Genomic DNA, 23,234 nt, shown 5'->3' with positions numbered 1-23,234 from the left:
CGTTTCAAAATTCAAAATTACCTATTTGGTAATAGCAATAAATAAAAAAACACCGGAATTTGAACTAATTCCGGTGTGCTATGTACATGTACATATGTATATTTAAAATTTCACGAGCCCTAAGCTAATCATTAGTGCTCCGTCTACCTTCTCCATCAATGCATTATCCAGTTGAGTAATACGATCCGTCAGTCTGGACTTATCAATTGTACGCACTTGTTCGAGTAAAATAACCGAATCTCGTTCAAAACCATACTTTTCAGCATTGATTTCCACGTGTGTCGGTAGCTTTGCTTTTTGGATTTGCGCAGTAATTGCTGCAATGATGACAGTTGGACTAAATCTATTGCCAATATCATTTTGAATAATCAATACAGGTCTTGTACCACCTTGCTCGGAACCGACCACAGGTGATAAATCTGCAAAAAAAACGTCACCACGTTTTACATTCAAAGTGTCATCCCCCGCTAACGAGACGCTCCACTGTATGTTGCGCTTCATATTCTGCATGCAAGCATTCACTTGCTATAGACAGATTTATAGAAGACATTTCAACATACCCTTTCTTCATAGCTTCCCGTATTTGATTTGGTTGGTCTTGCCATAAGTTAATGCGTGATGAAACACGCACAAAAGATTTTTCCTCCAATACTTCCATTGTTTGTAGAAGTAAAGGGCCTTGAACAGCAACTGTTTGTTCTTCGAATTTTTTCTTATACATAGCAAGCACCTCCAACAAAACGATCCGCTTTTTATTACTTCTCATTCTAACATTGAAAGATAGTGTTGAAAAGACTCGAAAACACGAAATATCTGACAATTTAGCGCAGAAGTTATACAAATCATGTCGATTGGTTAAATGTGCTTCTTTATTTAGATATAAATTCGAGGTACTCTTGCTGTAATAATACATGGCACTTCATAGTTAATGGTTTGGAGCTTATTTGCCCATTCATCTACTGAAATTTCTTTTTGTCCTTGTCGACCAAGAAGAGTTACCTTCTCACCTATAGCATATGTTTTTGGTAGGGCAACCATACATTGATCCATGCAAATTCGTCCAATCAGCGGCATTCTTTGTCCATCAATCAGAACTTCTTGTCCACCAAGTTTACGAATCACACCATCCGCATAGCCTATAGGTATTGTACCTACCCACATATCTGTCGGTGCTACAAACGTTGCACCATAGCCAACGGACTCTCCTGCCTTCAGTTGTTTCACATATACAAGCTCACTCTCTAACGAAAATGCAGGGCTTAATGCAAAAGGTAAAATCCCTTCGACATATGGTGAAGGAGACAAACCATACATAGAAATACCATATCGTACCGCATCAAATTGCAAGCGTGCATCCTTTACTAATGAGGTTGCTGTATTTGACGCATGCACAAGGCGTGGTTTTTCAGGTAATAATGAAACAAATCGTTCAAAAATTTGTACTTGGCTTTCAAAGTACTCGGTATCCTCATCATCTGCTGTTGCAAAATGAGTGAAAATCCCATCAAGTTGAACATTCTCTGCCACCTGAATCTCCTGATAAAGATTCAATAACTCTTCTTCTGTTCGTACACCGATTCTACCCATTCCACTATCTACTTTAATATGTAGGCGTAAAGAGTCTTCTTCATTTATCACATATTCATTCGCTTGGTGCACCCACTCACTTGAAAACACTGTAAGTGTAATACGTTGCTGTGCCGCATACGGAGCAAAGGACACTGGTGAACCACCTAGCACTAAAATATCTGGCTCACTAAAGTGAGATCGAATATGTATTGCTTCGTCTGGAGTAGCTACAGCTAACATTGTAGCCCCAGCTTTAAGTGCAGCATCCGCAACTGCTACATCACCATGACCATATGCATTCGCCTTCACGACTGCAATTATTTGTACATGTGGTTGTAAATGTTTTTGTAAATTTGTTACGTTCTGTTTGATGGCTTGTAAATCTATTATCGCTTTCGTTGGTCTAAAGTACTGCTGTATCTTCATTAGAATACCCTCTTTATTTTTTATTAAACCTTATGTATCATTTTTTGTAATTGTTTTTTCTTTTTACAATATACAACTTCAGTCATAAAAAATGTACTATTTTGCTTAACTAGATACAGTTTTCTATGCTTAGAAAACTGTATCTAGAAAAAATCACTTCATACTACTTATCGTCATCGAGCTTGCAACTTCAATCATTTCTTCACGTGATAACTTACTTGATGCTACGAAAAATGCAACGCCATCTCTCTCCCAGCTAATAGATGTATCTGTTATTGCACCAATTGTAAAGCCTAAATCTACTGGATCTCCAGGAGATGATACCGGCAACATCGAAGTACTCTTTGTAGCAGGTTGTTGCATAATTGTATATGCCTTGTCTCCTTCAAATGTTAGAACAACACGCTCCATATCACCCTCACGAATCACTTTCTCATCCACTAGGTTCGTGTTCTCAAAATTCGCTGATGGATAACTTGTTTGGAATTCCTCGTACTCAACTTCTGCGCCAACTGCCTCTTTATCTTCCTCTTTAGGTGCAGCTTGCTCACCTTTTGTTTCATCTGTCTCTGTAAATTGCTCTACCGCATATTCTTTCTCTGCATGTTGCACGCCAAGTTTAATTTTTTTGAAAGTAATTCGAATCTGCTCTTCTTTGACGTCATTCATGATAACTACCGACGTAGGAAGCATCGTTTTCTTATCTACGGTAATTTGCTGATGGGGCATACTATTTTTATAGCTATTTCTAGTAGCCGCTTCAAATATATATGCTTTGTCCTCTTCGCGCATGACTAAATTTTTATCTTCTTTTAAATCTTCTGCAAGTGCACCTATTAAATAGGCCTGGCTATTTTTTTTCGGCCAATCACTTTGGAATTTATACATTTTGTTCAACGTTGGCGTAACAACAAAGACTCCATCCGCATTACGCACAATCATTTGTGAAACATCTTTCCCATCTTCAACTACCTCTACTCGATAAAAATCCGGTTTTGTATGCCAAACATTTACATCATACAATCTCGGCTCTCCACCTGCTTTAATCTCCATCGTAGCTTCTAATTCATACCCCTTTGTATCCGACCACTTCTCACTTGTCTTTTTCAAAACCTTTTCTTGCGAGGCCGCACCACATGCTGACAAAAGTAATATCATACAAATTAAGACGAGCCAAGTAACATAACGGTTGCCCAAGTTTTCACCCTTTCTTCTTCAAATCCACTACGACAATATATGAGCCATATTTGTTACTTATGTCTTTTTAAGAGAAGGGTTATATATTTTGTTACAACATTAATATTACTTGAGCAGCCGCATATTGTTTTGCATGTGTAATACTGACAAAACCATTCACTAGTTCTCCTTTAAAATATAAAATTGGATTACCCGCTTCGCCACGTAATATTTCAATATCATGTAGCTTACATTTAGCACCGATACCGGTACCTAATGCCTTTGAGAAGGCTTCTTTCGCCGCAAAACGTCCTGCTAAAAATTCTACTTTACGTGACGGTGAATAGGTTGTAAACAATGCTATTTCTCTTTCAGATAGTATACGATCTTTAAATTTATCTGTACGTACCATTACTTTTGCAACACGCTCGATTTCTATAATATCGAGACCAATTCCTTTAATCATGTGAGGTTCTCCTTTTCTTATTTCTACAAAGCCATGTATAATATTTGTAAATTGAGGTGGAGCTATGTTTAGTAGAACAGAAAATTTTAAACAATACACAAAATATTATCCTGTCGTTTCAACATTAATTGCTGTTAATCTTATTCTTTATGTATTAACCCTTCTTCCTGGAATTGGAACAATTCTGTGGGAAAACGGTATACAAGTAAATTACCTCATCCTAACCGGTGAATGGTGGCGTATTTTCTCAGCAATTTTTTTACATGCAGGCTTTATGCATGTGCTCTTTAATATGTTTTCACTATATCTATTTGGACCAGAGCTTGAAAAAATTGCAGGCAAAGCACGTTTCACTACGATTTATCTAACTGCTGGTATCATTGGAAATGTAGCTACTTATCTATTTTACGATATTAGCTATGCTAGCCTTGGTGCAAGTGGGGCTATCTTCGGGATCTTCGGAGCTTTCGGTGCACTCGTATACTATACACGACGTACAATGCCCATGCTTCGCAAGTTGATTTTACCAATTATTGTAATAAGTGTGGTTATGACGTTTTTACAATCCAATGTAAATATTTACGCACATTTAGTTGGTTTAGTGACAGGGTTCTTACTCGGACTTGTATACTTGCATCCAAAAAGGATTTTAAGCTGGCGCAAGCAAAGAATGGCCGGTAAGTAAAGGCGAGAAAACGAGTGTACGACTATATGTCCTCCACTCGTTTTTCTTTACTATACAATAACCGTATCTTCGGCCGTAGCTTTGATTTTTCTCCATTCTGCCGCTGTTAAGCCATAAACAACCTGATCGACATGGTGGTCATAGAGCCATTCAGCATCTCGCAGTCGCCCTTCCTCATTAAAGCCTAGAATTTTAGGAATCGTACGACTTCGAATATTTCCAACTGCAACACGCACCTCAATACGATTAACCTTTATATAATCAAAGGCGTAGTCAATAAAGGCCCTCATCGAATTCGTTACAAGCCCTTTCCCTACAAAGTCATTTCCAAGCCAATAACCAATACTTGTCCACTTATGCTCTTTATTAATTTGGTGGTAACCAATAACCCCCGCGAGCTTCCCCTCGTAATAAATGCCTGCCTGAAGACCATTGTTTTCTGCATACTGCTGCATTGCGCCCCGGATGAATCTTTCCGTATCCTCTACCGTCTTTACATTGTCTACAAACAAAAGCCACTCACGCAACATATCTCTCGAACGGTCTGTTAGTGCAAATAACTCTTCAACATCATTTAAATCCAACAATTTTAAATACGTGTTTTCACTAATATCATACTTAAACACATTTACCACCCCTTTTTGTTCGATTTATTCTATTATATACATCATTTTTGTAAATTTGTAGATAAAAAAACTAATTCCCATTACTTAACATGGAAATTAGCTTTGATTTTAATGCTCATACCAAGCAAAAATTTCTTCAACGTCCTTTTGCTCTAAACTAGGTACATTCCCTGTAGTTCCTGCCATCCCTGACATCACAGTAGCTTTTACTGACATAACACTTTTTCTTTTTTGGAAGTATGTCTGCCTACTTTGTATCGATTGAATACGCCTTTTCTCCATGAAAAATGTGACACGACTAAAAATACGGTACTGCATGATTAGTTGTTTATCATCTAACATATACCCCGCTGTTTTGTGTTGCCATATACCAAGCAAAATCAATAACGGCACTAACAATAAGGACAATAAACCATAAGGATAGAAGAAGTAACTACTTGCACCAATAATAGGTACAAGCCATACAAAATCAATACGATAGAAAAAAGATCTCGCTCGTTTTGGTGAGCGAATCAAATTAGGTTCCCAATTCAACTCTGGGAAAAGTTCTGTTAAAGATTGAACGCAATCTTCTTTTTTTATAAGAGGAAATAATGAAATTTTTTTATCTTTTCCACTTTCACCATTGCCTCCTGCACTTTCAACGACAACCGTCGCAAAGCCAGTTAATTGTCGAAGAGGATTTTCGACGATACGAATACCTTGAATTCGATTTAACGGTAATGTAATTCGCTTTTTCTCCAACAATCCCTTTGTGATGATAAGCTTTTCATCCTCAATACGAACCGTGTACTCGTAATAATTGATAAGCGTAATCACTACAGACATTAACCAAGCGACAATCAACACAAACATCACAGTTAACGCCACTAAAAAAACACCAATTTTCACGAAACCCTCTAATTCATGGAACAAAGTTTCGTATGGAATAATATCCGAAAACTGAGAGAGAATCGCCACAAGCCCTGATAACACAACCCCAATCCCTCCTGAAGTTGTCGCTAATACAATTAAATCACGTACCGACATACGATAAATAACAGGAGCTTTCGTTTCCTCAGATGGTGCAATCAAATTTTCTGAGTCAGGTAGGTTGATTTCCTGTACTTTTGCACGTTGCATTTCAAACTCGATAGCGTCCGCCGCCACTTTATGAATCGCAGTCAATTCAGCTTCCGGCTTACCATTTTTACTGCCAGCTGTTTCAACTTGCACTTTCACTAAACCAAATATACGGTGAAAAATCCCCTCGTTATAATTCAAGCTTTGAATACGCTCAAAAGGAATATAACGCTTCTTTTTTACAAACAAACCATATCTTACACGCAATTCCCCGTCCTCAAACCAGTACATAAACGTTCGCCATCTCACTACACCACCAATCAATGCTAAAACCGCAGCGCTCCCCCACACACCAACCAACATAATTGTTTCAAAAAAATACTCACTTTGAATATTAAACGAAAAGTTAAAACCGTTCGTAATGATAATAATAGCAATCGGTAAAATCATACTTTTTAACGCTTTGACACTTGTTATAATCGCCGATACTGGATGTAAACGATATATTTCTTTAGACATCGTCTTCCGCCACCCTTGCTAATTCCGAGATACGCGCTCTTAATGCATCAGCCTCATCCATCACAAGCGCTGGAATTGTATGTACTGTTGCTGCAGACGAAATCGAAATATTACCGAGATCGTATTTTTTCAAAATTGGCCCTTGTGTCGTATCCACATGTTGTACACGTACCATTGGAATCAATGTCCGCTTCACAACAAATAAACCATGCTGTAATTCAATTTCATGCTCACGCACTTCATAGCACCAATGTTCCCAACGAATTTTTGGAAATAAATAAATTAAAAAAATGGTGCTTAGTACAACGCTCACACCTGCAATGTAATAAATAAATAAGGGCCATTCGTAATAATAGGTTCCATAACAAACTACACTTGCAATGATTGCTAATATCAGCGTCTGAAATACACCATATAAGCGCCATACCGTTAGCCCTTTACGGGAAATTTGGTGGACTGGTTGTGTTCTCAAATTCGTTTCCCCCTTTTTCTCATATATGTATACGTAAGTAATTACTTTTTAGTTTCATATTCAAACTAGAAAAAAACCTTACAGCCTTGGTTGACTGTAAGGTTTGGAATAAATATTTTACTATTAGTCTTCACGACGACGAGGTGCACGTGAGCGACCTTGTCCTTGGCTTTGGCTTTGACCTTGTCCACCTTCACGGCGACCTCCGTCACGACGACCACCAGAGCCTCCATCACGACGGCCTCCACGATCTCCACCGCCACTACGACGATCTCCACCACGACCTCCATCACGACGACCACCGCTACCGAAGCTACGACCTCCACGGCCTCCGCGATCTCCACCGCGGCCACCGCCACCAGAGCGTTCACGACGCATTGGTAATGGACGTTCTTCAGTAATTGTTACTGGTGTATCACTTGGCTCTTTCGTCATTGAACGTAGTGCAGCAGCTACTACATCAACTGCATCACGGTTTTCAAGTAATTCTGCAGCAAGTGCACGATAATCATTTAATTCATTAGCTTCAATGATACCTTCAAGCTTTTCAACCGATAGACGTTGCTGACCAACTAATGCTTCGTCAGATGTCGGTGGCTGAAGTGGTGTCATACGTTTTTTAGTAGTTTCTTCTACAATACGTAGGTAACCCATTTCACGTGGTGTTACGAAAGTAATTGCTGTACCTGATTTACCAGCACGACCAGTACGGCCAATACGGTGAACGTAAGATTCTGGATCTTGTGGGATATCAAAGTTGTAAACATGTGTTACACCTGAAATATCAAGACCACGAGCAGCAACGTCAGTAGCAATTAGGATATCAATTTTACCCTCTTTGAATTGACGTAACACAGAAATACGTTTCGCTTGGCTTAAATCACCATGAATACCTTCTGCAAGGTAACCACGTACGCTTAGCGCTTGTGATAATTCATCAACGCGGCGTTTCGTACGACCAAAGATAATCGCAAGTTCTGGTTTTTGAACATCTAATAAACGAGATAATGCATCAAACTTCTCGCGTTCAGTCGCTTTCACGAAGAATTGCTCAATGTTTTCAACTGTCATTTCTTTTGCTTTAATTTTAACTACTTCTGGGTTGTTCATGAAAGTTTCAGCAATTTTACGAATAGCTGGTGGCATAGTAGCTGAGAACAGTAATGTTTGACGGCTAGATGGCACGCTTTCTAAAATTGTATTGATGTCATCGATGAAGCCCATGTTTAGCATTTCATCCGCTTCGTCTAGTACAAGTGTTTGAACTTCGTCTAATTTAAGCGTACGACGGTTAATATGGTCTAAAATACGACCCGGTGTACCAACAATAATTTGTGGTTTATTTTTAAGTGCACGGATTTGACGACCAATTTCTTGACCACCGTAAACTGATAATAATTTAACACGTTTGTCGTAACCTAATTTATATAGTTCTTCTGAAACTTGAATCGCTAACTCACGAGTTGGAGCGATGATTAATGCTTGAATAGCAGGGTTTTTAGGATCGATTTTCTCAATAAGTGGAATACCAAATGCTGCTGTTTTACCAGTACCAGTTTGCGCTTGACCTAAAACGTCGCGGCCTTCCATTGCAAACTTGATAGTTCCTTCTTGGATTGGTGTTGCTTCTTCAAATCCCATACGCTTTAATGAACGTAATGAAGATTCGCTAATATTTAATTCTGAAAAATTTGTCAAACTTCTCAATCTCCTTTTTCCTTTTAAGTTGACAAATGGTTACATTTTCAGATGAAGTTGTCGGCAAATTCGAGCCTGTGTTGTGGAACGTTTCCGTTACTTAAACATTCTCTCTACGTGGATGTAGCATGTAGAGCTCTCTTATATGAAAAGGAAAGCCCGGTCTTTACCGAGCGGTTTAATTCTGTCTTAATTATTCATTTAGAATAAAACCGTTATGTTCAAAAAAAAGTACTCTTCAATCAAATGCTGAAGAGTCTTCGCACAAAATGTATCCATTGCTTACACTAGTCTATCACGGGAATCGTGCGTATGCAACGATAACGCATGAGTTGTAATAATCTGACTACTTAATCCCTTCGTAAAAACTCCAAAACTTGTGAAAACCAATCATCACAGTCTTCACAAAAACAGATATGGTGTTTTCCGTTGTCAGAAAAATACAAATATTTATCTTTAGATGCCAACTGATCAAACAAAAACTGTGCTGTATGATACGGTACAATTCCATCTAGCTTTCCTTGTACAATAAATATCGGATTTCGGATATCTTTATAATACGGAGCTACTGTTTGTACAAGCTTCATAAATTCTACTGTAGCCGATAATGGTACATTATTAAACTTATGCTGATAACGTAAAAAGAGTTCATTACTGTAAAGATTACGACGATACGCCTCGCTCGCCAACATTTTTATATCCTTTGCCAATTGTGTGGGGCTCACATATTTTGCCGCTGCGCTCAGCAGGACAAGTTTTTTCACCTTATAGCGCTTCGCCAAATACAGTGCGATAATACCTCCCATTGAAAAACCAACAACAATGATCTCATCAACTCTCTTCGCCATCGCACGATAAGCTAATTCTGCATCCATCAGCCAGTGCTTCGCCGTAAAACCGCGCAACTTTAGATCTTCTCCATGCCCAGATAAAGTTGGCACTGAAACCTGCCAATCCGTTTGTTCATGTATAAAATCAACAAATGGTTCGACTTCATAAGGTCCACCTGAAAAGCCATGTATACATAACACACCTGTTGCCATATGCTACACCTCTAGAAAAAAAGCGCTAGTTTTTGCAACTAGCACTTTGTTATTTTCGATTATGCTTTAAATTGGTTTAAAATATTCTCTAATTTCATACCACGTGAGCCTTTTAGTAAAACAATGGACTCATTACTAGCTTGCTGCAATTTTTCAATAATCGGTGTGTAATCGTCTTGTGTGTGCAATAAATGCTCAGCATCAAAACGGTTTTTTAACACTTCATACAAATAACCCATTCGTGGACCATACAAACAAACATAGGAAATTTCGTTAGCATGAATTTCTTGCGCTAATACTTCATGAAAGCTCTGTTCATTTGGGCCAAGTTCAAGCATGTCACCAAGCACTAACCATTTTTCCGGGCGAATCGTTGACGAAGCGATAAACTGAATCGCCGCTTTGACCGATGTTGGTGCTGCATTGTAGGCGTCATTGATAAACAATGCACCATTCGTGCCATTCACTTGCTGCATACGCATATTCGTTAACGCCACATGTTTTAAGGATTCACGAATTTGCTCATCGTTCAGGCCAAGCTTTTGTCCAATAAGCATTGCAATTAGTGTGTTTTTCACTTGATGCTTACCAAGGACCGAAATAAAGAAATTCCCTTCAATCGCACCGTGTGTCGTAAAGCTACTACCTGCTGCTGTCGCCTTAATATTTTCAGCATATAGTAAATTGCCTGTATCTAAGCCAAATGAGTGTGCATATAAGTTTTCTTCTTGTGCAACAAGCTTTTGTAAAAGAGGTTCATCGCCATCATAGAAAAGAACACCATCTTCTTGCATGCCTTGAATTATTTCGAACTTCGCCTTTGCAATACCTTCACGTGAGCCTAAGTCTTGCATATGCGCTTCCCCAATATTCGTAATAACAGTAATATGCGGACGTGCTAACTTTGTTAAAAATTCAATTTCCCCAAAACCACTCATGCCCATCTCAAGTACCGCTACATCTGCATCTTCATCAAGTTGCAGTATCGTAATTGGCAAGCCTAGCTGATTGTTAAAATTACCAATTGTTTTTTGCACTTTGAAAAATGGTGCAAGTGTACCCGCTAAAATATCCTTTGTAGACGTTTTACCATTTGATCCTGTAATACCCACAAATTTCGCTTTATGCTCATTACGATAGGCTCTGGCCATTTGTTGTAACGCTATTTCTGGATCATCGACAAATAACAACGGTACCCCTGCTGGTGGATTCGGCTCATCTTTTTGCCAAAGAGAAGCACCCGCTCCCTTTTCAAAAGCCTGTTGTACAAATTTATGGCCGTTTGCTTGCTCGCCACGAAATGGTACGAATAAATCACCTTGCTGAATAGTACGTGTATCAATCGAAATCCCTGACACAACAGTGTCTCCAAAGGCTTGCACTTCATCATTCAACCATGTTGCTAATTGCTGTAATGTCTTTTTCACAATAATCCCACTCAGTCTTTTTTATAGTGAAGCTGTTGTTTTTCTTCATGACGCTCAATAGCTAATGCAATTAAACGATTAATAAGTTCTGGATAACTTACATCCGTGTGCTGCCAAAGTAATGGATACATGCTGACAGGAGTAAAACCTGGCATTGTATTCACTTCATTGATGTAAATGTCATTGTCCGCTGTTACAAAGAAATCTGCGCGTACTAAACCACTGCCATCTAAAATTTTAAATGCTCGTTTTGCTTGTTCTTTTAAACTTGCGACTACCTCTGTCGGTAGCTCAGCAGGAATAATAAGTGCAGTCGAACCGTCCTTATATTTTGAATCGTAGTCATAGAACTCTGTCATCGGTTTAATCTCACCAGGTACTGAAACTTCTGGGAAGTCATTACCTAACACACCTAGTTCGATTTCACGTGCCACAACGCCTTGTTCTACTATAATTTTACGATCAAATTGTAACGCCACTTCAATTGCTTTTTCAAGCTCTTCGCGATTGGTTGCTTTACTAATCCCAACACTTGAACCTAAGTTTGCTGGTTTAATAAACATTGGCCATGTTAATTTTTCCTCGCATTGAGTTAAAATTGTTGCTCGTTCTTTTATCCATTCACTACGAATGAAGTACGTATATGGCACTTGGGGCAAACCTGCAATTTCAAATAATTGCTTCATAATGACTTTATCCATCCCCGCAGACGATGCAAGAACACCATTGCCGACATACGGTAGATTTAATACTTCTAATAAGCCTTGCACAGTACCATCTTCGCCATTTGTCCCGTGTAATAACGGGAAAATCACATCAAATTGCACGGCTTCTCCACTTTCATTCACTAAAAAGTTTGTAATATTATTTTCTAAAATAGTGGCATCATCACCAAATTGTAATTCTTCAATTGTACTTGCGGGTTTTTCTAAACGTTCACCACAACGCCATTCACCATCAAGTGTAATGAAAATCGGATATACTTCATACTCCTCAAAATTCAAAGCTCCAGTGACTGCACACGCCGTCGACAATGACACCTCATGCTCCGCTGACTTTCCGCCGTATAATAAGCCGATTCTTTTTTTCATTTTTGTGCCCTCCACATACTTCTTGAGTACTATTAGTTTATCACGAAACACTTCGATAAATGACTTAAAAATCTCACCGCAAATTTGACGGTGAGATTTGAGTAATTTAGGCATTTGCCAAAAGCTCTAACAGAATTTAGTTAATGTTTACACCACTGACTAAATACAGTTAAACAATATGAATCAATTCATCGTGCTCGTTTTTCAAAATTGTATTTAAATCGTCCCAAACTTCGTCCGGGAAAGAATAATCTGACAAGTTTCGAATTTCAATGCCATAAGTCGATTTTGGTTTTTCCATTCTATATAAAGATAAAAGTGCACCCTCTTTAGCAAACGAGCGATAAGCACGTAAAAACTCAGGTGTCAGAGAAGGAATATTAGATTTCACTTTACGACGCCAAAAGCCAATGCTTCGTTCCTTTTCTTGAATTAAGGAATTAAAGACATTCGCAACTAACAAATCAGAGTCGTTTAAATGACGAAAATAAATCTTCGTCATCTTTTCAATATCTGAAGAATAGTAAACAAATCGATTTTGTAATTTGTTGAAAAATGGTGACGTAACCGGTTCTTTTTTATGGCTTATGTAAAGCAATTCTGCCTGTTCCATCGGTGTTAGTTGATTTAACTTTCGTTCATCCATAAAATCAACCCAACAAAGTTCTTTTGATTCTGCTGATTTTTTTACAAAATGTGCAACTTCTTCATCCGGCACATAATCTAAATGTGTGTGCATATTAAACGCACCATCTTCATAGGAATGTTTTAATAAAAGCAAGTGATGCAGCGGTTCCACTGAAGCCGCGAATTGTGTGAGCTTTAACCCACTAAAAATAACGAATTTATCGACATCATTCATATGAACATAAATATGGTACATAAAATCTTCTGCTGACTTCAATTTCTTAGCCACACCCATCACCCCATTCTTCAATTCATTATAAGACTAAAATGTGTTTTTTTGAAACATTTTATATACAATAGCGTCACAACATTATACACAAGCAGAAATACATTTTTTGCGTTATAATGTTAGTGGTTAAAACTCACACACTATGTCTATATACAATACTAATTATTAGGTGGCTTTTATGGAAAACAAACGAAATTTTTCGAACCGTTTCGACTGGACGCTCGCTATCATACTCTTTACGTTCCTAGTGATTAGCTTACTCGCTATCGCATCGGCACAAACATCTGGTCAATACGGCATTAACTATGTGCCCTTACAGCTAAGATGGTATATCATTGGCGCAGTTATTATTAGCATTGTCATGTTCTTCGAGCCTGATCAGTATAAAAAAATGGCTTGGTACATGTACGCAGCTGGGATAGTACTATTAGTTCTCCTCATTTTCATGCCCGAAGGACAGGGTCAAATTGGTCAACCTGTTAATGGTGCTAAAAGCTGGTATCATACACCGATAGGGAATATTCAGCCTTCTGAGTTTATGAAAACATTTTACATTTTAGCACTTGCACGACTTATTAGTAAGCATCATGAGGTCTATTCTATAAAATCTATTAAATCCGATTTTATTTTGCTTGGTAAAATTGCTGCGACACTTATTGTACCGCTAGCTTTAATTATGGAACAGCCTGATCTTGGCTCGTCTCTTGTATTCCTTGCCATTACAGTAGCACTCATTATTGTCGCAGGTGTCACTTGGAAAATCATTTTACCGATGTTTGTAGGCGGTATAGCCCTCGGGGGGACGCTTCTTTGGATGGCACTTTATATGCAAGATTTCTTAGAGGACAAATTCGGCTTTAAGTCTTATCAATTTGCTCGTATTTATTCTTGGCTAGACCCATATTCGTATTCATCCAGTGATGGCTATCATTTAATTACTTCTTTGAATGCTATAGGTTCTGGCGAAATCTTCGGAAAAGGGTTCCGTGAACGAGAAGTTTACGTTGCTGAAAACCATACGGACTTCATTTTTACTGTTATCGGCGAAGAATGGGGCTTTATTGGTGCCAGTTTCGTTATTTGTGTTTTCTTCTTATTAATTTATCATTTAACGAAAACAACACTTTTATTGAAAGATCCATTTTCAACGTATGTATGTGCCGGTATAATCGCGATGATTACATTCCACGTATTTGAAAATATCGGCATGACCATCCAATTACTACCGATTACAGGCATCCCATTACCGTTTATCAGCTACGGGGGGAGTTCTCTAATGGGGAACGCATTGGCAATTGGTTTAGTCTTTAGCATGCGCTTCCATTATCGTACGTATATGTTTACCACAAATGATGATGAAGATTAAGCAAACGCTAAAACATAATGGATTATTTCTAAAAAATGGGTAGTCTCAGTTTTTCGAGACTACCCATTTTTATATTTGTAAGCGAGTTAAGTTTGAACTTGCGGTGTTTGCGTTGGAGGTGTAAGTACTTTTAACAGTTCTAGACGAGACTTTGTTACAGTAGCCGTCACACCCAACTTCGATAAATTCGAAACAATTTTTTTCAAATCTACTTCCTTCGTCATACGTTCCACCTCAATCTTTCCTCGAATTTATATAACGTTTTAATTATCAAAAAGTTTCATTTATTTACGTGTAAGATGTCTGACATGTACTTATATCATATCACTTTACTCGTTTAATAAATTTTTCAATTTTGTTACAATATTATTTTTTCTTTACATAAACTAATACCATCATCTCTAAATTACTCAAACAAATAATTTTATATACCTTTGCAAAACCACTGCGTCAATTTTAGCTAACAAAACAGCCATACTCTTCTGATTTGTAGAAAAACACACTATATATAGCCGTTGTCACAGGTAAAATTGGTATAGCTAAATTATTCACAAAACATTCCATAACTATTCAATGACTGGCTAATTAATTCTTACATTATTATCCTACTTACCATAGGATGAGAGTCTCAATATTCCCCCATAACATAATACAACTACGAAGAGTGAGTTTATCGATTAAAAGAGTAGGCAGTCTTATGTACCAATTCCTACTTCCCCTTTTCTTGTCATCGAAATACCATCAGAGGTAGAATAAACATACCAAATATCATTTAGCGTTATTTCTACCAATGCTTTTCTATTCTGTCTTAGAAAAGGCGAATTAACGTTAAATCCACTAAGTAGTTAGCCCTTCTTACAAATCGTATTCGCATGATTTGTAAGCTCAATAAGCTAATACGCCAAGGCGAATTTGATAGAAAGCAGGAAACTGAATGAAAAAAGCAATTTTATTATTAATGTCTGTACAATTTCTCGTTTATTTAGGCTTCGGGATTATTATTCCCGTATTGCCCGAAGTAATTGTTCAAAGAGGTTGGGATGATATGCATGTCGGTGGCTTATTGACTGTATACTCACTCGCAAGCTTTTTTACTGCTCCTCTTTGGGGGATGCTTTCTGATAGAGTTGGTCGAAAGCAGCTCATTTTAACAGGACTAGTCGGCTTTAGTCTCAGCTTTGTTATTTTCTCAGTATTTATCGATAATTTAGCGATCCTTTATGCTTCACGTGTTGTAGGCGGATTATTTTCTGGTGCTTTGTATACTGCTGTTACAGGCTTTATCGGAGATATGTCTAGCGAGGAAGATCGAAATAAATATATGGGCTTTATGGGCATGTCCATTGGTCTTGGATTCATCTTTGGACCAGCAATTGGTGGCGTGCTCGGACATTATAGCTTACAATTACCGTTTATCGCCTCTGCATCTCTAATTGCTCTATTATTTATTTATGCAAGTCTAGTATTAAAAGAACCAGAAAAACGTAAAGAAGCTAATAAACGCACAATTGTTCCCAAGGGTGCCGGCAAAATGCTACAATACCGTGTACGTTATTTATTTATATTCTCTTTCCTAGTAACATTTATGCTAGCAGGTGTAGAAGCGACATTCCAACTATTCCAAATTGATCGTATTCATATTACACCTCTTCAAATTGGTTACTTATTTATGTTTAGCGGCTTTGTCGACGCAGCAATTCAGGGCGGTGTCGTGCGTCGTATTAAAAATGGTGCAGAAACAAACTGGTTAATCGGTGCACAAATTATTACCGCTATCGGGATGATTTTATTTACCCTGACATCTAACCTATTCTTGGCAGGTCTTGCACTTTGTGTGTTTACAGCAGGTAACGCCCTCGCAAGAACATGTGTCGTATCACTTGCATCTAAGGAATCTGGGGGGCAGTATGGTACTGCAGCTGGACTTTCCTACTCGATGGATAACTTAGGTCGTATTCTTGGTCCACTATTTTTCACGTTGTTATTTACAGTAGAATCAAATCTTGGCTATTATATTTCAGCAGCAATTGCAGTCTTTTCGATTATGTTAATCTATATCTATAAAGCTTCTAAAAAATCTTTACGTTTCGAATAATTTCTTTGATTAAAGACGTAACGAAAATAAGTTACGTCTTTTTTATTAGTTTTATTACCCCTTTAAACTGCTAAGCATGATAAATCCGACTCTACATTTCGGACTACCTCAGCACTACATTTGAATTAGCCCTTTCGTTTAAAGAAACTGTCAGCGTAACTCCTTTCATTCATCCTCGAAAGTAAGCTATACTAAACACATAATCGAATATAATCAATTATGTCTCGACATAATTGATTCCGAATTTTAGATTGTGCTTGCACAATTCACTTATCTATAATTCGTGACAACTGCCGGAGGCTTTGGGACAACAGGATGTTGGTTACTCATGCGTTGCCGCAGGACGCGGCGTTCTTAGCCAGAGTTCCGCAATACAGTCTGCGTTTAAACGCCCACTGTATAAAGTCAAAACCCATATTCATCTCACCACCTATAAAGGCGGGAGATTTCTACTGAATAAAGTTAAAGGCAGGTTAAAAAATGAGCATTTTCACAGAACTAAATTTTCTCGCACTTTTAACTTTAGTGGTCAATCTTTTATTAGCCATGATGGTTATATTTTTAGAGCGCAAAGACCCTTCCTCTACTTGGGCATGGATACTTGTATTATTTTTCATTCCAGTAGTTGGATTCATTCTATATTTAATGTTCGGAAGAAAGTTGCGCAGAAAGCACCTTTTTCGTTGGGAAGGACGTAAGGATATCGGGATTGATAATCTGATTAGTTACCAAAAAGCAGCAATTCAAGAGGATACTTTTGAATTTCGTATCAACAATGCTGAAAACTATAAAGATTTAATCTATATGCATTTAAAAACAAATAATGCTGTGTTAACACAAGATAATCACGTCAAGATTTTCGATGATGGTGCCAATAAATTTGAAGCTTTACTAAATGATATTGAAACGGCGAAAGACCACATTCATATTCAATATTATATTTTTCGCTTTGATGATTTAGGTACTCGTATCATCAACGCCCTTATCAAAAAGGCAAAGCAAGGCGTCAAAATACGCTTTCTGTATGATGAGATGGGTTCACGCAATGTAAAAAAGCGTCATTTTAAAGAATTACTCGCAGTGGGTGGTGAAGTCGAAGTATTTTTCCCATCTATATTCCCACTTATTAACCCACGATTAAACTTCCGAAATCACCGTAAAATTGTTGTCATCGATGGTCGTATAGGCTATATTGGTGGTTTTAATATAGGTGATGAATACCTTGGTCTCTATAAGAAATTCGGCTACTGGCGAGATACGCATTTACGTATTGAAGGTAGTGCTGTGCATCCACTACAAACACGCTTTTTACTCGATTGGAATCAGGCATGTGAACAGCAGAAAATGGGGTACTCGGATAGGTATTTCCCTGCTATCCCTGAAAAAGGGGATGCTGGTTTACAAATTGTATCGAGTGGGCCCGACTCTGACTGGGAGCAAATTAAAATTGGTTATTTAAAACTTATCAATATGGCACAGAAATATATTTATATTCAAACGCCTTATTTTATACCGGACGTTAGTTTTTTAGATGCCATTAAAATTGCCGCGTTATCAGGTATTGATGTACGGATTATGATTCCAAACAAACCTGATCATATGTTTGTTTACTGGGCTACATACTCATATGTTGGACAATTACTAAGTGCCGGAGCTAAAGTTTATATATACGAAAAGGGCTTTATCCATGCTAAAACCATCGTTATTGATGATGAAGCTTCAACTGTTGGTACTGCCAACATCGATGTACGAAGCTTTAGCTTAAACTTTGAAGTTAATGCCTTTATTTACGATTGTACGATTTCACATCAACTTGCTGAAATTTTCGAGAAGGATATTTTCGACTGCACTGAACTTACATTGGAAATATATCAAAATCGATCAAACTTGATTAAGTTTAAAGAATCAATTTCACGGTTACTAACACCAATATTATAAAAAGGAGTGGGCTTTTGCCCACTCCTTTTTAATTGACACCTAAATATTCTTCTAAAGTTATATCTCGTTTTTTTATCTCTTTGGCAATGTCAGTGCCTACGTAACGATAATGCCAAGATTCATACATATAGCCAGTAATATGCTCTTTATTTTGTGGGAATCGCAAAATAAACCCGTATTCATCAGCATGAGTCAAGAGCCATTGTCCTGCTGGGGTTTCTCCGAACTCTTCTGTAAGCCATATATTTTCTTTCCCTTTTTCACCAATATCAAATGCCAAACCTGTTTGATGTTCAGAATAGCCTGGACGTGCGCTATATCGATCAGCAGCATCCGCGCCATCACGTTTGACGTAATCATTGTATAAAGTTGTTTGACGTTCAAATGAACGATAGCCGCTAAATGCGACTAGATCAAAACCTTGCTGCTTTGCTGCTGTTAGCATCGTATCAAGTGCCGCCCGCGCTGTTATATCTTCTTTCGGCGCAAAAGTCGATGGTAATGGATATCTTTTATTGGCTATTAAAATTCCATCTATATAAGTAGGTTCTGTTGGCAATGTTTGATTTGGAATATAGCCGTTTTTATCTGGCTTTACTTCTGGTTCTTCCGGTAATTCAGGTGTCTTCGGTTCTTCAGCTGTTTGTTTATCATTTGATTTTTGCTCTGTTGAAGGCTCACCACTATCTAATTTCTCGCTCACTTGATTATTTTTATAATTGAACACTACAAAAATGGAGATAATGAGAGCGACCGAAATAATGGCGCCGATAATAATTTGACTACGTCTGTTTTTCACTTTTTGTAAGCCCCTTTTCACTTATACACTTGCCACCATTTTATCACTGTTCACATTTTTAAGTATGTATTTTCACAATAATATTTCAGAAACATTTCTCTCTATAAAATTATTCCAAATGATTCTGATAGCTTAACTTAAAATCGTACTCAGGCTAAAGCCGATGGAAGATAAAAACACCAATTGTCACCATGTACAATTGATGTCTTCACTAATTATGATGTTAGAATAATTGCCAATACAGCGACGGAAGCGACACCAAAAAAGATTGCCATATACTGCATCCATTTAGCCTCTTTGACATATCCCTGCTCTTTAAAACTTTTTGCTCTAAAACCGTTTGATAGCGCAAACATAACCGTCATAGCAAGTACGGCAAGATTAAAATTACCCTTTACGACCAATATGATGGCTACAATACTAAAAAAAGCAACAAGGATGGAAGAAACCCATTTTGTATTCATTCATTTACCTCCTAAAAAAATCGAGGCTACAAATCGCCTCGATATCTGTTCATTTATGAATTTGCTTTAACCGGATGATCCGAATAATATTTTCTCCCAATATATGTTTGGAAAATTAATAACGCGCCGCTGACAGACCAATATAGTGGTAATGCTGCCATAGATGACATTGAAATAAAAACAATCATAATTGGAGAAATATAAATGAACATCTTCATTTGTGCTTTTTGTTGCTCTGGAACAGTCCATAATGATACACGTGCTTGTACTAAGTAAACAAGACCTGCAATTATTGTCATGATGACATCCGGTGATCCTAAACTAAACCACAAAAACTGATGTGTTTTCACATCGGCAGAATATAAAATTGCAAAGTAAAGCCCCATAATGATTGGCATTTGAATTAACATTGGTAAACAACCCATATTCATTGGATTGATGCCGTGTTTCTTATATAGACCAACCATTTCTTGTTGGTATTGCATTTGTTCTTCTTTTGTTTTTGCTTCTTTCATTTTCTTTTGAACTTCTTCAAGTTCTGGCTTAAATGCGTCCATTTTTGTTTTCATTGTTTGTTGCTGACGATAGTTTTTCAACATAATCGGCATTAAAATTAATCGTATTAACACTGTAATCGCAATAATCGCAAGACCATAGCTACCTGAAAAAATGTCATTCCCTAAAAACTCCAGCATAAATTCCATAGGTTTAACAAAAATACTATAGAAAAAGCCCTCTTGGTTTTCAACAGCTTGACACCCACTAAGAACGAAGACAACTAATCCAAGCATTGATAATAGCTTCAAATTCTTCATTTTTCCACCTACTATTAATTTTCAACTAATGAGAAGTATACCCTATGAAGACTTACATAATCAAATAGCAGGCGCTGTTATATATGATATTCAAATGTAATCATGTAGCTAACTAACACGATCGCATTCTGTTATCCCTTCACAAGTACTTCTAGTTGTAGTTCAAGATACATTTATACCTTTGTATTTGCTAAGCGGTGCAGATTCCATCTATACGTTTTGAAGTTCCAATTCTGCCATCTCAAAACGATAGAATTCATGATGCAATTCATCACGGAAATGCTTAGGTGTTACATTCGTATATTTTTTGAAAATACGTGTGAAATAACTTTGGTTACAGAAATGGAACTGATCTGAAATAGATGTAATGCTCTTATTAGTATGTCGTAAATAATATTGCGATTCTTCTACACGACGAACATTTAAATATTCTACAAGTGTAATGCCCACATGCTCCCTAAAAATACGCGATAAGTGGCTTGTACTTATGTGGAAATTAGTTGCAATTGTTTCCACTGTTAAGTCATTTTCTAATTCATCGTTTATGTACATTATTACTTTATTGACCGTTTGATGACGGAATGTCGGTTGTTTACGATCTGCGATAAAGTATATGAAGAAATCAATTAAGTCATCTGCAAATTGTAGAAACTCTGCGTCTTTCATTTGATTTTCAATCATATCATTACAAGCAACATTAAAGGCAAATGCCTTTTTCGAAGGTACTTGATTGTCTAGCAATTTACGCGCAACAATCGATGACAAAACTGAAAAATAGCTTCGGACTATTTTTATGACTTGCTTACCAAAGCGAATTGAAAGAATATCAATTATTTCATGCAAAGATTTCTTTGCCTTTGCTGATTCTAGATGATAAATTTCAAATATTAATTTTGACTCAATATTAAAAAATTCTTCCACACCGATGTATTGATTAATATTATCGATTTCTTGAAAGTATCTTTTTGATATCGTTTCTGACATAGAATGTTGATGTAGTTGCATAATCTTCCCCATCTTTCCTCAGAGTACCCGAATAACCTTACATGAATCGACACCAACCTAAAACTTAAAATGTTTTTTCGCTATTTTAAGGATAAATTGAGTACTTATTCTTATAATTTTGTGACCTTAAATCTAAAGAAACCTACCATTAATACTATTAATCTAAGATAAATTAGACTGTACAGTGAATTTTACCATATTCTGCGATTTTCTTTCAACCATATTTTGCCGTATATTCTAGTGCTAATTTATCATACGAGCATAGTAGAAACTAATAAAACTAATTAAATACCAAACATATTTTACCACATACAATAAAAAATATATTAGTAATTAATTAAAATTAATTACATATTATGTAACTTCTCTTGCTCTATTCAACATTTCTCTAGTTTATTCCTAAATCTTCTCTATATAATTTGTATGATTTTGTAGTAAAATAGATGATAATGTTATTTTTACAAAGTACAAGATGAGGTGTTAATAGTGGATCCGAAGCAAATAGAAGAAATTATGGATATTATTAAGGAGTTCTTTCCTGAAAATACGTCCATCGCAATTTCCGACACAAATGAATACTTGTATTACCAACCAAGCAAAAAAGTTGATTTAAAGATTAAACCAGGTGACCCTATCAAAGAAGGCTCAGCTGCATACAAGGCATTGACTTATGGTCAAAAAATCAGCACATACATCGAACCAGATGTGTTTGGGGTTGCTTATTTCGGTATGAGTATTCCTCTTATGGAAGAAGGCGAAACGAAAGGTGCCATTACTGCCATTTTCCCACAAAAGCCATCAGCATTTTTAACAAACTACATCACGATTAAAATCGATGACTGCTGGTACCCAATTAAACATGATCAAGTGATTTACCTTGAAACGCAACTTCGCAAAACATTTGTTAAAACTATGGGACGTGAAGGTTATCACCGTCTTAACTTAAGTGACCTTGAGCTATTCCTAGCACCAGACTCATTTATTCGATGCCACCGTTCTTACATCGTCAACATCGATTATATTGACGAGATTCAACCGGATTCACATTCTACATTCTTATTAATCATGAAAGATGGTACTAGAATTCCTGTTAGTCAACGTTATGCTAGTTACTTCCGTCGTTCTTTAGGCTTCTAGTTTCCAAAAAGCACAATAACCATTCGTCCCTTTTGAATGTTTGCTGTGCTTTTTCATTTGTTTTATAATATTTTATTGTCTGCTGTTGGCTTCGTTTTCGTGGAGAAAAACAATGCGTCATGGATCTTAAAATGTACTTAGGTCTGCATAATTAACCAAACATTCTTCATGTTGATTGGAAACGTGTGACATCTTCCGAAAGCTTTAACTTTATATCAATCTTCGTACACTCGTACATTAGAATAAGGTTAAATAATTACATCTGCTTTAAACCGCTTTCTCTGTCAGTTAAACGCACATTTTCTCGTTTAATCTATTTTTAGGCAATTTAATGTTGTTTATACAGTTTTTGTGACAAATTGGTGCTAGTATTAATCAAATAGTTGGAGTCATACTACAACTAAATAAACAGAAAATTCTCACAAGATTTTTCTTGTTT

23 protein-coding genes are annotated in these 23,234 nt (G+C 37.0%); 5 read left to right on the top strand and 18 right to left on the bottom strand.

The genetic code is table 11. From position 1 onward, the window contains the following. Nucleotides 1-102: 102 nt before the first annotated feature. The 5 genes from ACIQ2D_RS12440 to acpS all read right to left on the bottom strand — a co-directional run bounded on the left by ACIQ2D_RS12440 (nucleotide 103) and on the right by acpS (nucleotide 3,637). Nucleotides 103-453 (bottom strand): type II toxin-antitoxin system PemK/MazF family toxin, encoded by a 351-nt coding sequence (locus ACIQ2D_RS12440; protein WP_370079933.1) that lies wholly within the window; start codon nucleotides 451-453, stop codon nucleotides 103-105. A 4-nt stretch (nucleotides 454-457) separates the two neighbouring features. Beyond that, the gene (locus ACIQ2D_RS12435) at nucleotides 458-721 is read right to left on the bottom strand and encodes a hypothetical protein (RefSeq protein ID WP_402864442.1); all 264 of its coding nucleotides are present in this window, start codon (nucleotides 719-721) and stop codon (nucleotides 458-460) included. A 152-nt stretch (nucleotides 722-873) separates the two neighbouring features. Beyond that, nucleotides 874-1,995 (bottom strand): alanine racemase, encoded by a 1,122-nt coding sequence (alr, locus tag ACIQ2D_RS12430; RefSeq protein WP_402864440.1) that lies wholly within the window; start codon nucleotides 1,993-1,995, stop codon nucleotides 874-876. A 153-nt stretch (nucleotides 1,996-2,148) separates the two neighbouring features. After that, nucleotides 2,149-3,192: a LolA family protein gene (locus ACIQ2D_RS12425; RefSeq protein ID WP_402864438.1), complete on the bottom strand. Its 1,044-nt coding sequence runs from the start codon at nucleotides 3,190-3,192 to the stop codon at nucleotides 2,149-2,151. A 91-nt stretch (nucleotides 3,193-3,283) separates the two neighbouring features. Next, on the bottom strand, nucleotides 3,284-3,637 hold the full coding sequence (gene acpS, locus ACIQ2D_RS12420; RefSeq protein ID WP_402864436.1) for a holo-ACP synthase: 354 nt from the start codon (nucleotides 3,635-3,637) through the stop codon (nucleotides 3,284-3,286). Nucleotides 3,638-3,701: 64 nt separating this feature from the next. On the opposite strand from acpS, the gene ACIQ2D_RS12415 reads away from it, so the two are divergent. Continuing rightward, nucleotides 3,702-4,322 (top strand): rhomboid family intramembrane serine protease, encoded by a 621-nt coding sequence (locus ACIQ2D_RS12415; RefSeq protein WP_402864435.1) that lies wholly within the window; start codon nucleotides 3,702-3,704, stop codon nucleotides 4,320-4,322. A 50-nt stretch (nucleotides 4,323-4,372) separates the two neighbouring features. On the opposite strand, the gene ACIQ2D_RS12410 is transcribed toward ACIQ2D_RS12415, so the two are convergent. The 8 genes from ACIQ2D_RS12410 to ACIQ2D_RS12375 all read right to left on the bottom strand — a co-directional run bounded on the left by ACIQ2D_RS12410 (nucleotide 4,373) and on the right by ACIQ2D_RS12375 (nucleotide 13,182). Then, complete coding sequence (locus ACIQ2D_RS12410; RefSeq protein WP_402864433.1) at nucleotides 4,373-4,948, bottom strand: GNAT family N-acetyltransferase; 576 nt, start codon at nucleotides 4,946-4,948, stop codon at nucleotides 4,373-4,375. A 108-nt stretch (nucleotides 4,949-5,056) separates the two neighbouring features. Further along, a complete protein-coding gene (locus ACIQ2D_RS12405; RefSeq protein WP_402864431.1) occupies nucleotides 5,057-6,529 on the bottom strand; it encodes a PH domain-containing protein in 1,473 nt (490 codons plus the stop codon). Beyond that, on the bottom strand, nucleotides 6,522-7,001 hold the full coding sequence (locus ACIQ2D_RS12400) for a PH domain-containing protein (RefSeq protein WP_402864429.1): 480 nt from the start codon (nucleotides 6,999-7,001) through the stop codon (nucleotides 6,522-6,524). Before ACIQ2D_RS12400 ends, ACIQ2D_RS12405 begins: the two co-directional genes overlap by 8 nt. A 123-nt stretch (nucleotides 7,002-7,124) precedes the next feature. Continuing rightward, a complete protein-coding gene (gene cshA, locus ACIQ2D_RS12395; protein WP_402864427.1) occupies nucleotides 7,125-8,699 on the bottom strand; it encodes a degradosome RNA helicase CshA in 1,575 nt (524 codons plus the stop codon). Nucleotides 8,700-9,049: 350 nt separating this feature from the next. Further along, on the bottom strand, nucleotides 9,050-9,742 hold the full coding sequence (locus ACIQ2D_RS12390; RefSeq protein WP_402864425.1) for an alpha/beta hydrolase: 693 nt from the start codon (nucleotides 9,740-9,742) through the stop codon (nucleotides 9,050-9,052). A 59-nt stretch (nucleotides 9,743-9,801) separates the two neighbouring features. Continuing rightward, nucleotides 9,802-11,169: a UDP-N-acetylmuramoyl-tripeptide--D-alanyl-D-alanine ligase gene (locus tag ACIQ2D_RS12385; RefSeq protein ID WP_402864423.1), complete on the bottom strand. Its 1,368-nt coding sequence runs from the start codon at nucleotides 11,167-11,169 to the stop codon at nucleotides 9,802-9,804. An 11-nt stretch (nucleotides 11,170-11,180) separates the two neighbouring features. Further along, nucleotides 11,181-12,260: a D-alanine--D-alanine ligase gene (locus tag ACIQ2D_RS12380; RefSeq protein ID WP_402864421.1), complete on the bottom strand. Its 1,080-nt coding sequence runs from the start codon at nucleotides 12,258-12,260 to the stop codon at nucleotides 11,181-11,183. 169 nt (nucleotides 12,261-12,429) lie between these two features. Next, on the bottom strand, nucleotides 12,430-13,182 hold the full coding sequence (locus ACIQ2D_RS12375) for a hypothetical protein (RefSeq protein ID WP_402864419.1): 753 nt from the start codon (nucleotides 13,180-13,182) through the stop codon (nucleotides 12,430-12,432). A gap of 172 nt (nucleotides 13,183-13,354) precedes the next feature. On the opposite strand from ACIQ2D_RS12375, the gene ACIQ2D_RS12370 reads away from it, so the two are divergent. Continuing rightward, nucleotides 13,355-14,542: an FtsW/RodA/SpoVE family cell cycle protein gene (locus ACIQ2D_RS12370; protein ID WP_402864417.1), complete on the top strand. Its 1,188-nt coding sequence runs from the start codon at nucleotides 13,355-13,357 to the stop codon at nucleotides 14,540-14,542. 86 nt (nucleotides 14,543-14,628) lie between these two features. Here ACIQ2D_RS12370 and ACIQ2D_RS12365 read toward each other — a convergent pair whose 3' ends face one another. Beyond that, nucleotides 14,629-14,766 carry an Lmo0850 family protein gene (locus ACIQ2D_RS12365; RefSeq protein WP_402864415.1) on the bottom strand — a complete coding sequence of 46 codons (138 nt, stop codon included), beginning with the start codon at nucleotides 14,764-14,766 and terminating at the stop codon, nucleotides 14,629-14,631. Nucleotides 14,767-15,476: 710 nt separating this feature from the next. Here ACIQ2D_RS12365 and ACIQ2D_RS12360 point away from each other — a divergent pair. Both ACIQ2D_RS12360 and cls read left to right on the top strand, forming a co-directional pair. Beyond that, complete coding sequence (locus ACIQ2D_RS12360; RefSeq protein WP_402864414.1) at nucleotides 15,477-16,637, top strand: MFS transporter; 1,161 nt, start codon at nucleotides 15,477-15,479, stop codon at nucleotides 16,635-16,637. A 480-nt stretch (nucleotides 16,638-17,117) separates the two neighbouring features. Continuing rightward, a complete protein-coding gene (gene cls, locus ACIQ2D_RS12355; RefSeq protein WP_402864412.1) occupies nucleotides 17,118-18,575 on the top strand; it encodes a cardiolipin synthase in 1,458 nt (485 codons plus the stop codon). Between the two features lie 28 nt (nucleotides 18,576-18,603). On the opposite strand, the gene ACIQ2D_RS12350 is transcribed toward cls, so the two are convergent. The 4 genes from ACIQ2D_RS12350 to ACIQ2D_RS12335 all read right to left on the bottom strand — a co-directional run bounded on the left by ACIQ2D_RS12350 (nucleotide 18,604) and on the right by ACIQ2D_RS12335 (nucleotide 21,658). After that, nucleotides 18,604-19,374 (bottom strand): M15 family metallopeptidase, encoded by a 771-nt coding sequence (locus ACIQ2D_RS12350; RefSeq protein ID WP_402864410.1) that lies wholly within the window; start codon nucleotides 19,372-19,374, stop codon nucleotides 18,604-18,606. A 215-nt stretch (nucleotides 19,375-19,589) separates the two neighbouring features. After that, a complete protein-coding gene (locus ACIQ2D_RS12345; RefSeq protein WP_402864408.1) occupies nucleotides 19,590-19,838 on the bottom strand; it encodes a hypothetical protein in 249 nt (82 codons plus the stop codon). 53 nt (nucleotides 19,839-19,891) lie between these two features. Further along, on the bottom strand, nucleotides 19,892-20,653 hold the full coding sequence (gene yidC, locus ACIQ2D_RS12340; RefSeq protein ID WP_402864406.1) for a membrane protein insertase YidC: 762 nt from the start codon (nucleotides 20,651-20,653) through the stop codon (nucleotides 19,892-19,894). A 210-nt stretch (nucleotides 20,654-20,863) separates the two neighbouring features. Then, on the bottom strand, nucleotides 20,864-21,658 hold the full coding sequence (locus tag ACIQ2D_RS12335) for a helix-turn-helix transcriptional regulator (protein WP_402864404.1): 795 nt from the start codon (nucleotides 21,656-21,658) through the stop codon (nucleotides 20,864-20,866). A 486-nt stretch (nucleotides 21,659-22,144) separates the two neighbouring features. Here ACIQ2D_RS12335 and ACIQ2D_RS12330 point away from each other — a divergent pair, with 486 nt between their 5' ends. Continuing rightward, entirely contained in the window at nucleotides 22,145-22,795 is a 651-nt protein-coding gene (locus ACIQ2D_RS12330) for a LytTR family DNA-binding domain-containing protein (RefSeq protein WP_402864402.1), read from the top strand. Nucleotides 22,796-23,234 lie beyond the last annotated feature (439 nt).

Origin of the sequence: Lysinibacillus sp. NPDC097287 (genome assembly GCF_044761695.1) — a bacterium.
GTDB lineage: Bacteria > Bacillota > Bacilli > Bacillales_A > Planococcaceae > Lysinibacillus.
Note: the sequence above shows the minus strand (reverse complement) of the source record. Positions and strands in the feature narration are given on the sequence as shown.

What these genes read in the sequence shown, in the direction of transcription:
- ACIQ2D_RS12435 (WP_402864442.1), bottom strand. Translation starts at nt 721, where the DNA reads ATGTATAAGAAAAAATTCGAAGAACAAACAGTTGCTGTTCAAGGCCCT.
- alr (WP_402864440.1), bottom strand. Translation starts at nt 1,995, where the DNA reads ATGAAGATACAGCAGTACTTTAGACCAACGAAAGCGATAATAGATTTA.
- acpS (WP_402864436.1), bottom strand. Translation starts at nt 3,637, where the DNA reads ATGATTAAAGGAATTGGTCTCGATATTATAGAAATCGAGCGTGTTGCA.
- ACIQ2D_RS12415 (WP_402864435.1), top strand. Translation starts at nt 3,702, where the DNA reads ATGTTTAGTAGAACAGAAAATTTTAAACAATACACAAAATATTATCCT.
- ACIQ2D_RS12405 (WP_402864431.1), bottom strand. Translation starts at nt 6,529, where the DNA reads ATGTCTAAAGAAATATATCGTTTACATCCAGTATCGGCGATTATAACA.
- ACIQ2D_RS12390 (WP_402864425.1), bottom strand. Translation starts at nt 9,742, where the DNA reads ATGGCAACAGGTGTGTTATGTATACATGGCTTTTCAGGTGGACCTTAT.
- ACIQ2D_RS12380 (WP_402864421.1), bottom strand. Translation starts at nt 12,260, where the DNA reads ATGAAAAAAAGAATCGGCTTATTATACGGCGGAAAGTCAGCGGAGCAT.
- ACIQ2D_RS12375 (WP_402864419.1), bottom strand. Translation starts at nt 13,182, where the DNA reads ATGGGTGTGGCTAAGAAATTGAAGTCAGCAGAAGATTTTATGTACCAT.
- ACIQ2D_RS12370 (WP_402864417.1), top strand. Translation starts at nt 13,355, where the DNA reads ATGGAAAACAAACGAAATTTTTCGAACCGTTTCGACTGGACGCTCGCT.
- ACIQ2D_RS12365 (WP_402864415.1), bottom strand. Translation starts at nt 14,766, where the DNA reads ATGACGAAGGAAGTAGATTTGAAAAAAATTGTTTCGAATTTATCGAAG.
- ACIQ2D_RS12360 (WP_402864414.1), top strand. Translation starts at nt 15,477, where the DNA reads ATGAAAAAAGCAATTTTATTATTAATGTCTGTACAATTTCTCGTTTAT.
- cls (WP_402864412.1), top strand. Translation starts at nt 17,118, where the DNA reads ATGAGCATTTTCACAGAACTAAATTTTCTCGCACTTTTAACTTTAGTG.
- ACIQ2D_RS12345 (WP_402864408.1), bottom strand. Translation starts at nt 19,838, where the DNA reads ATGAATACAAAATGGGTTTCTTCCATCCTTGTTGCTTTTTTTAGTATT.
- yidC (WP_402864406.1), bottom strand. Translation starts at nt 20,653, where the DNA reads ATGAAGAATTTGAAGCTATTATCAATGCTTGGATTAGTTGTCTTCGTT.
- ACIQ2D_RS12335 (WP_402864404.1), bottom strand. Translation starts at nt 21,658, where the DNA reads ATGCAACTACATCAACATTCTATGTCAGAAACGATATCAAAAAGATAC.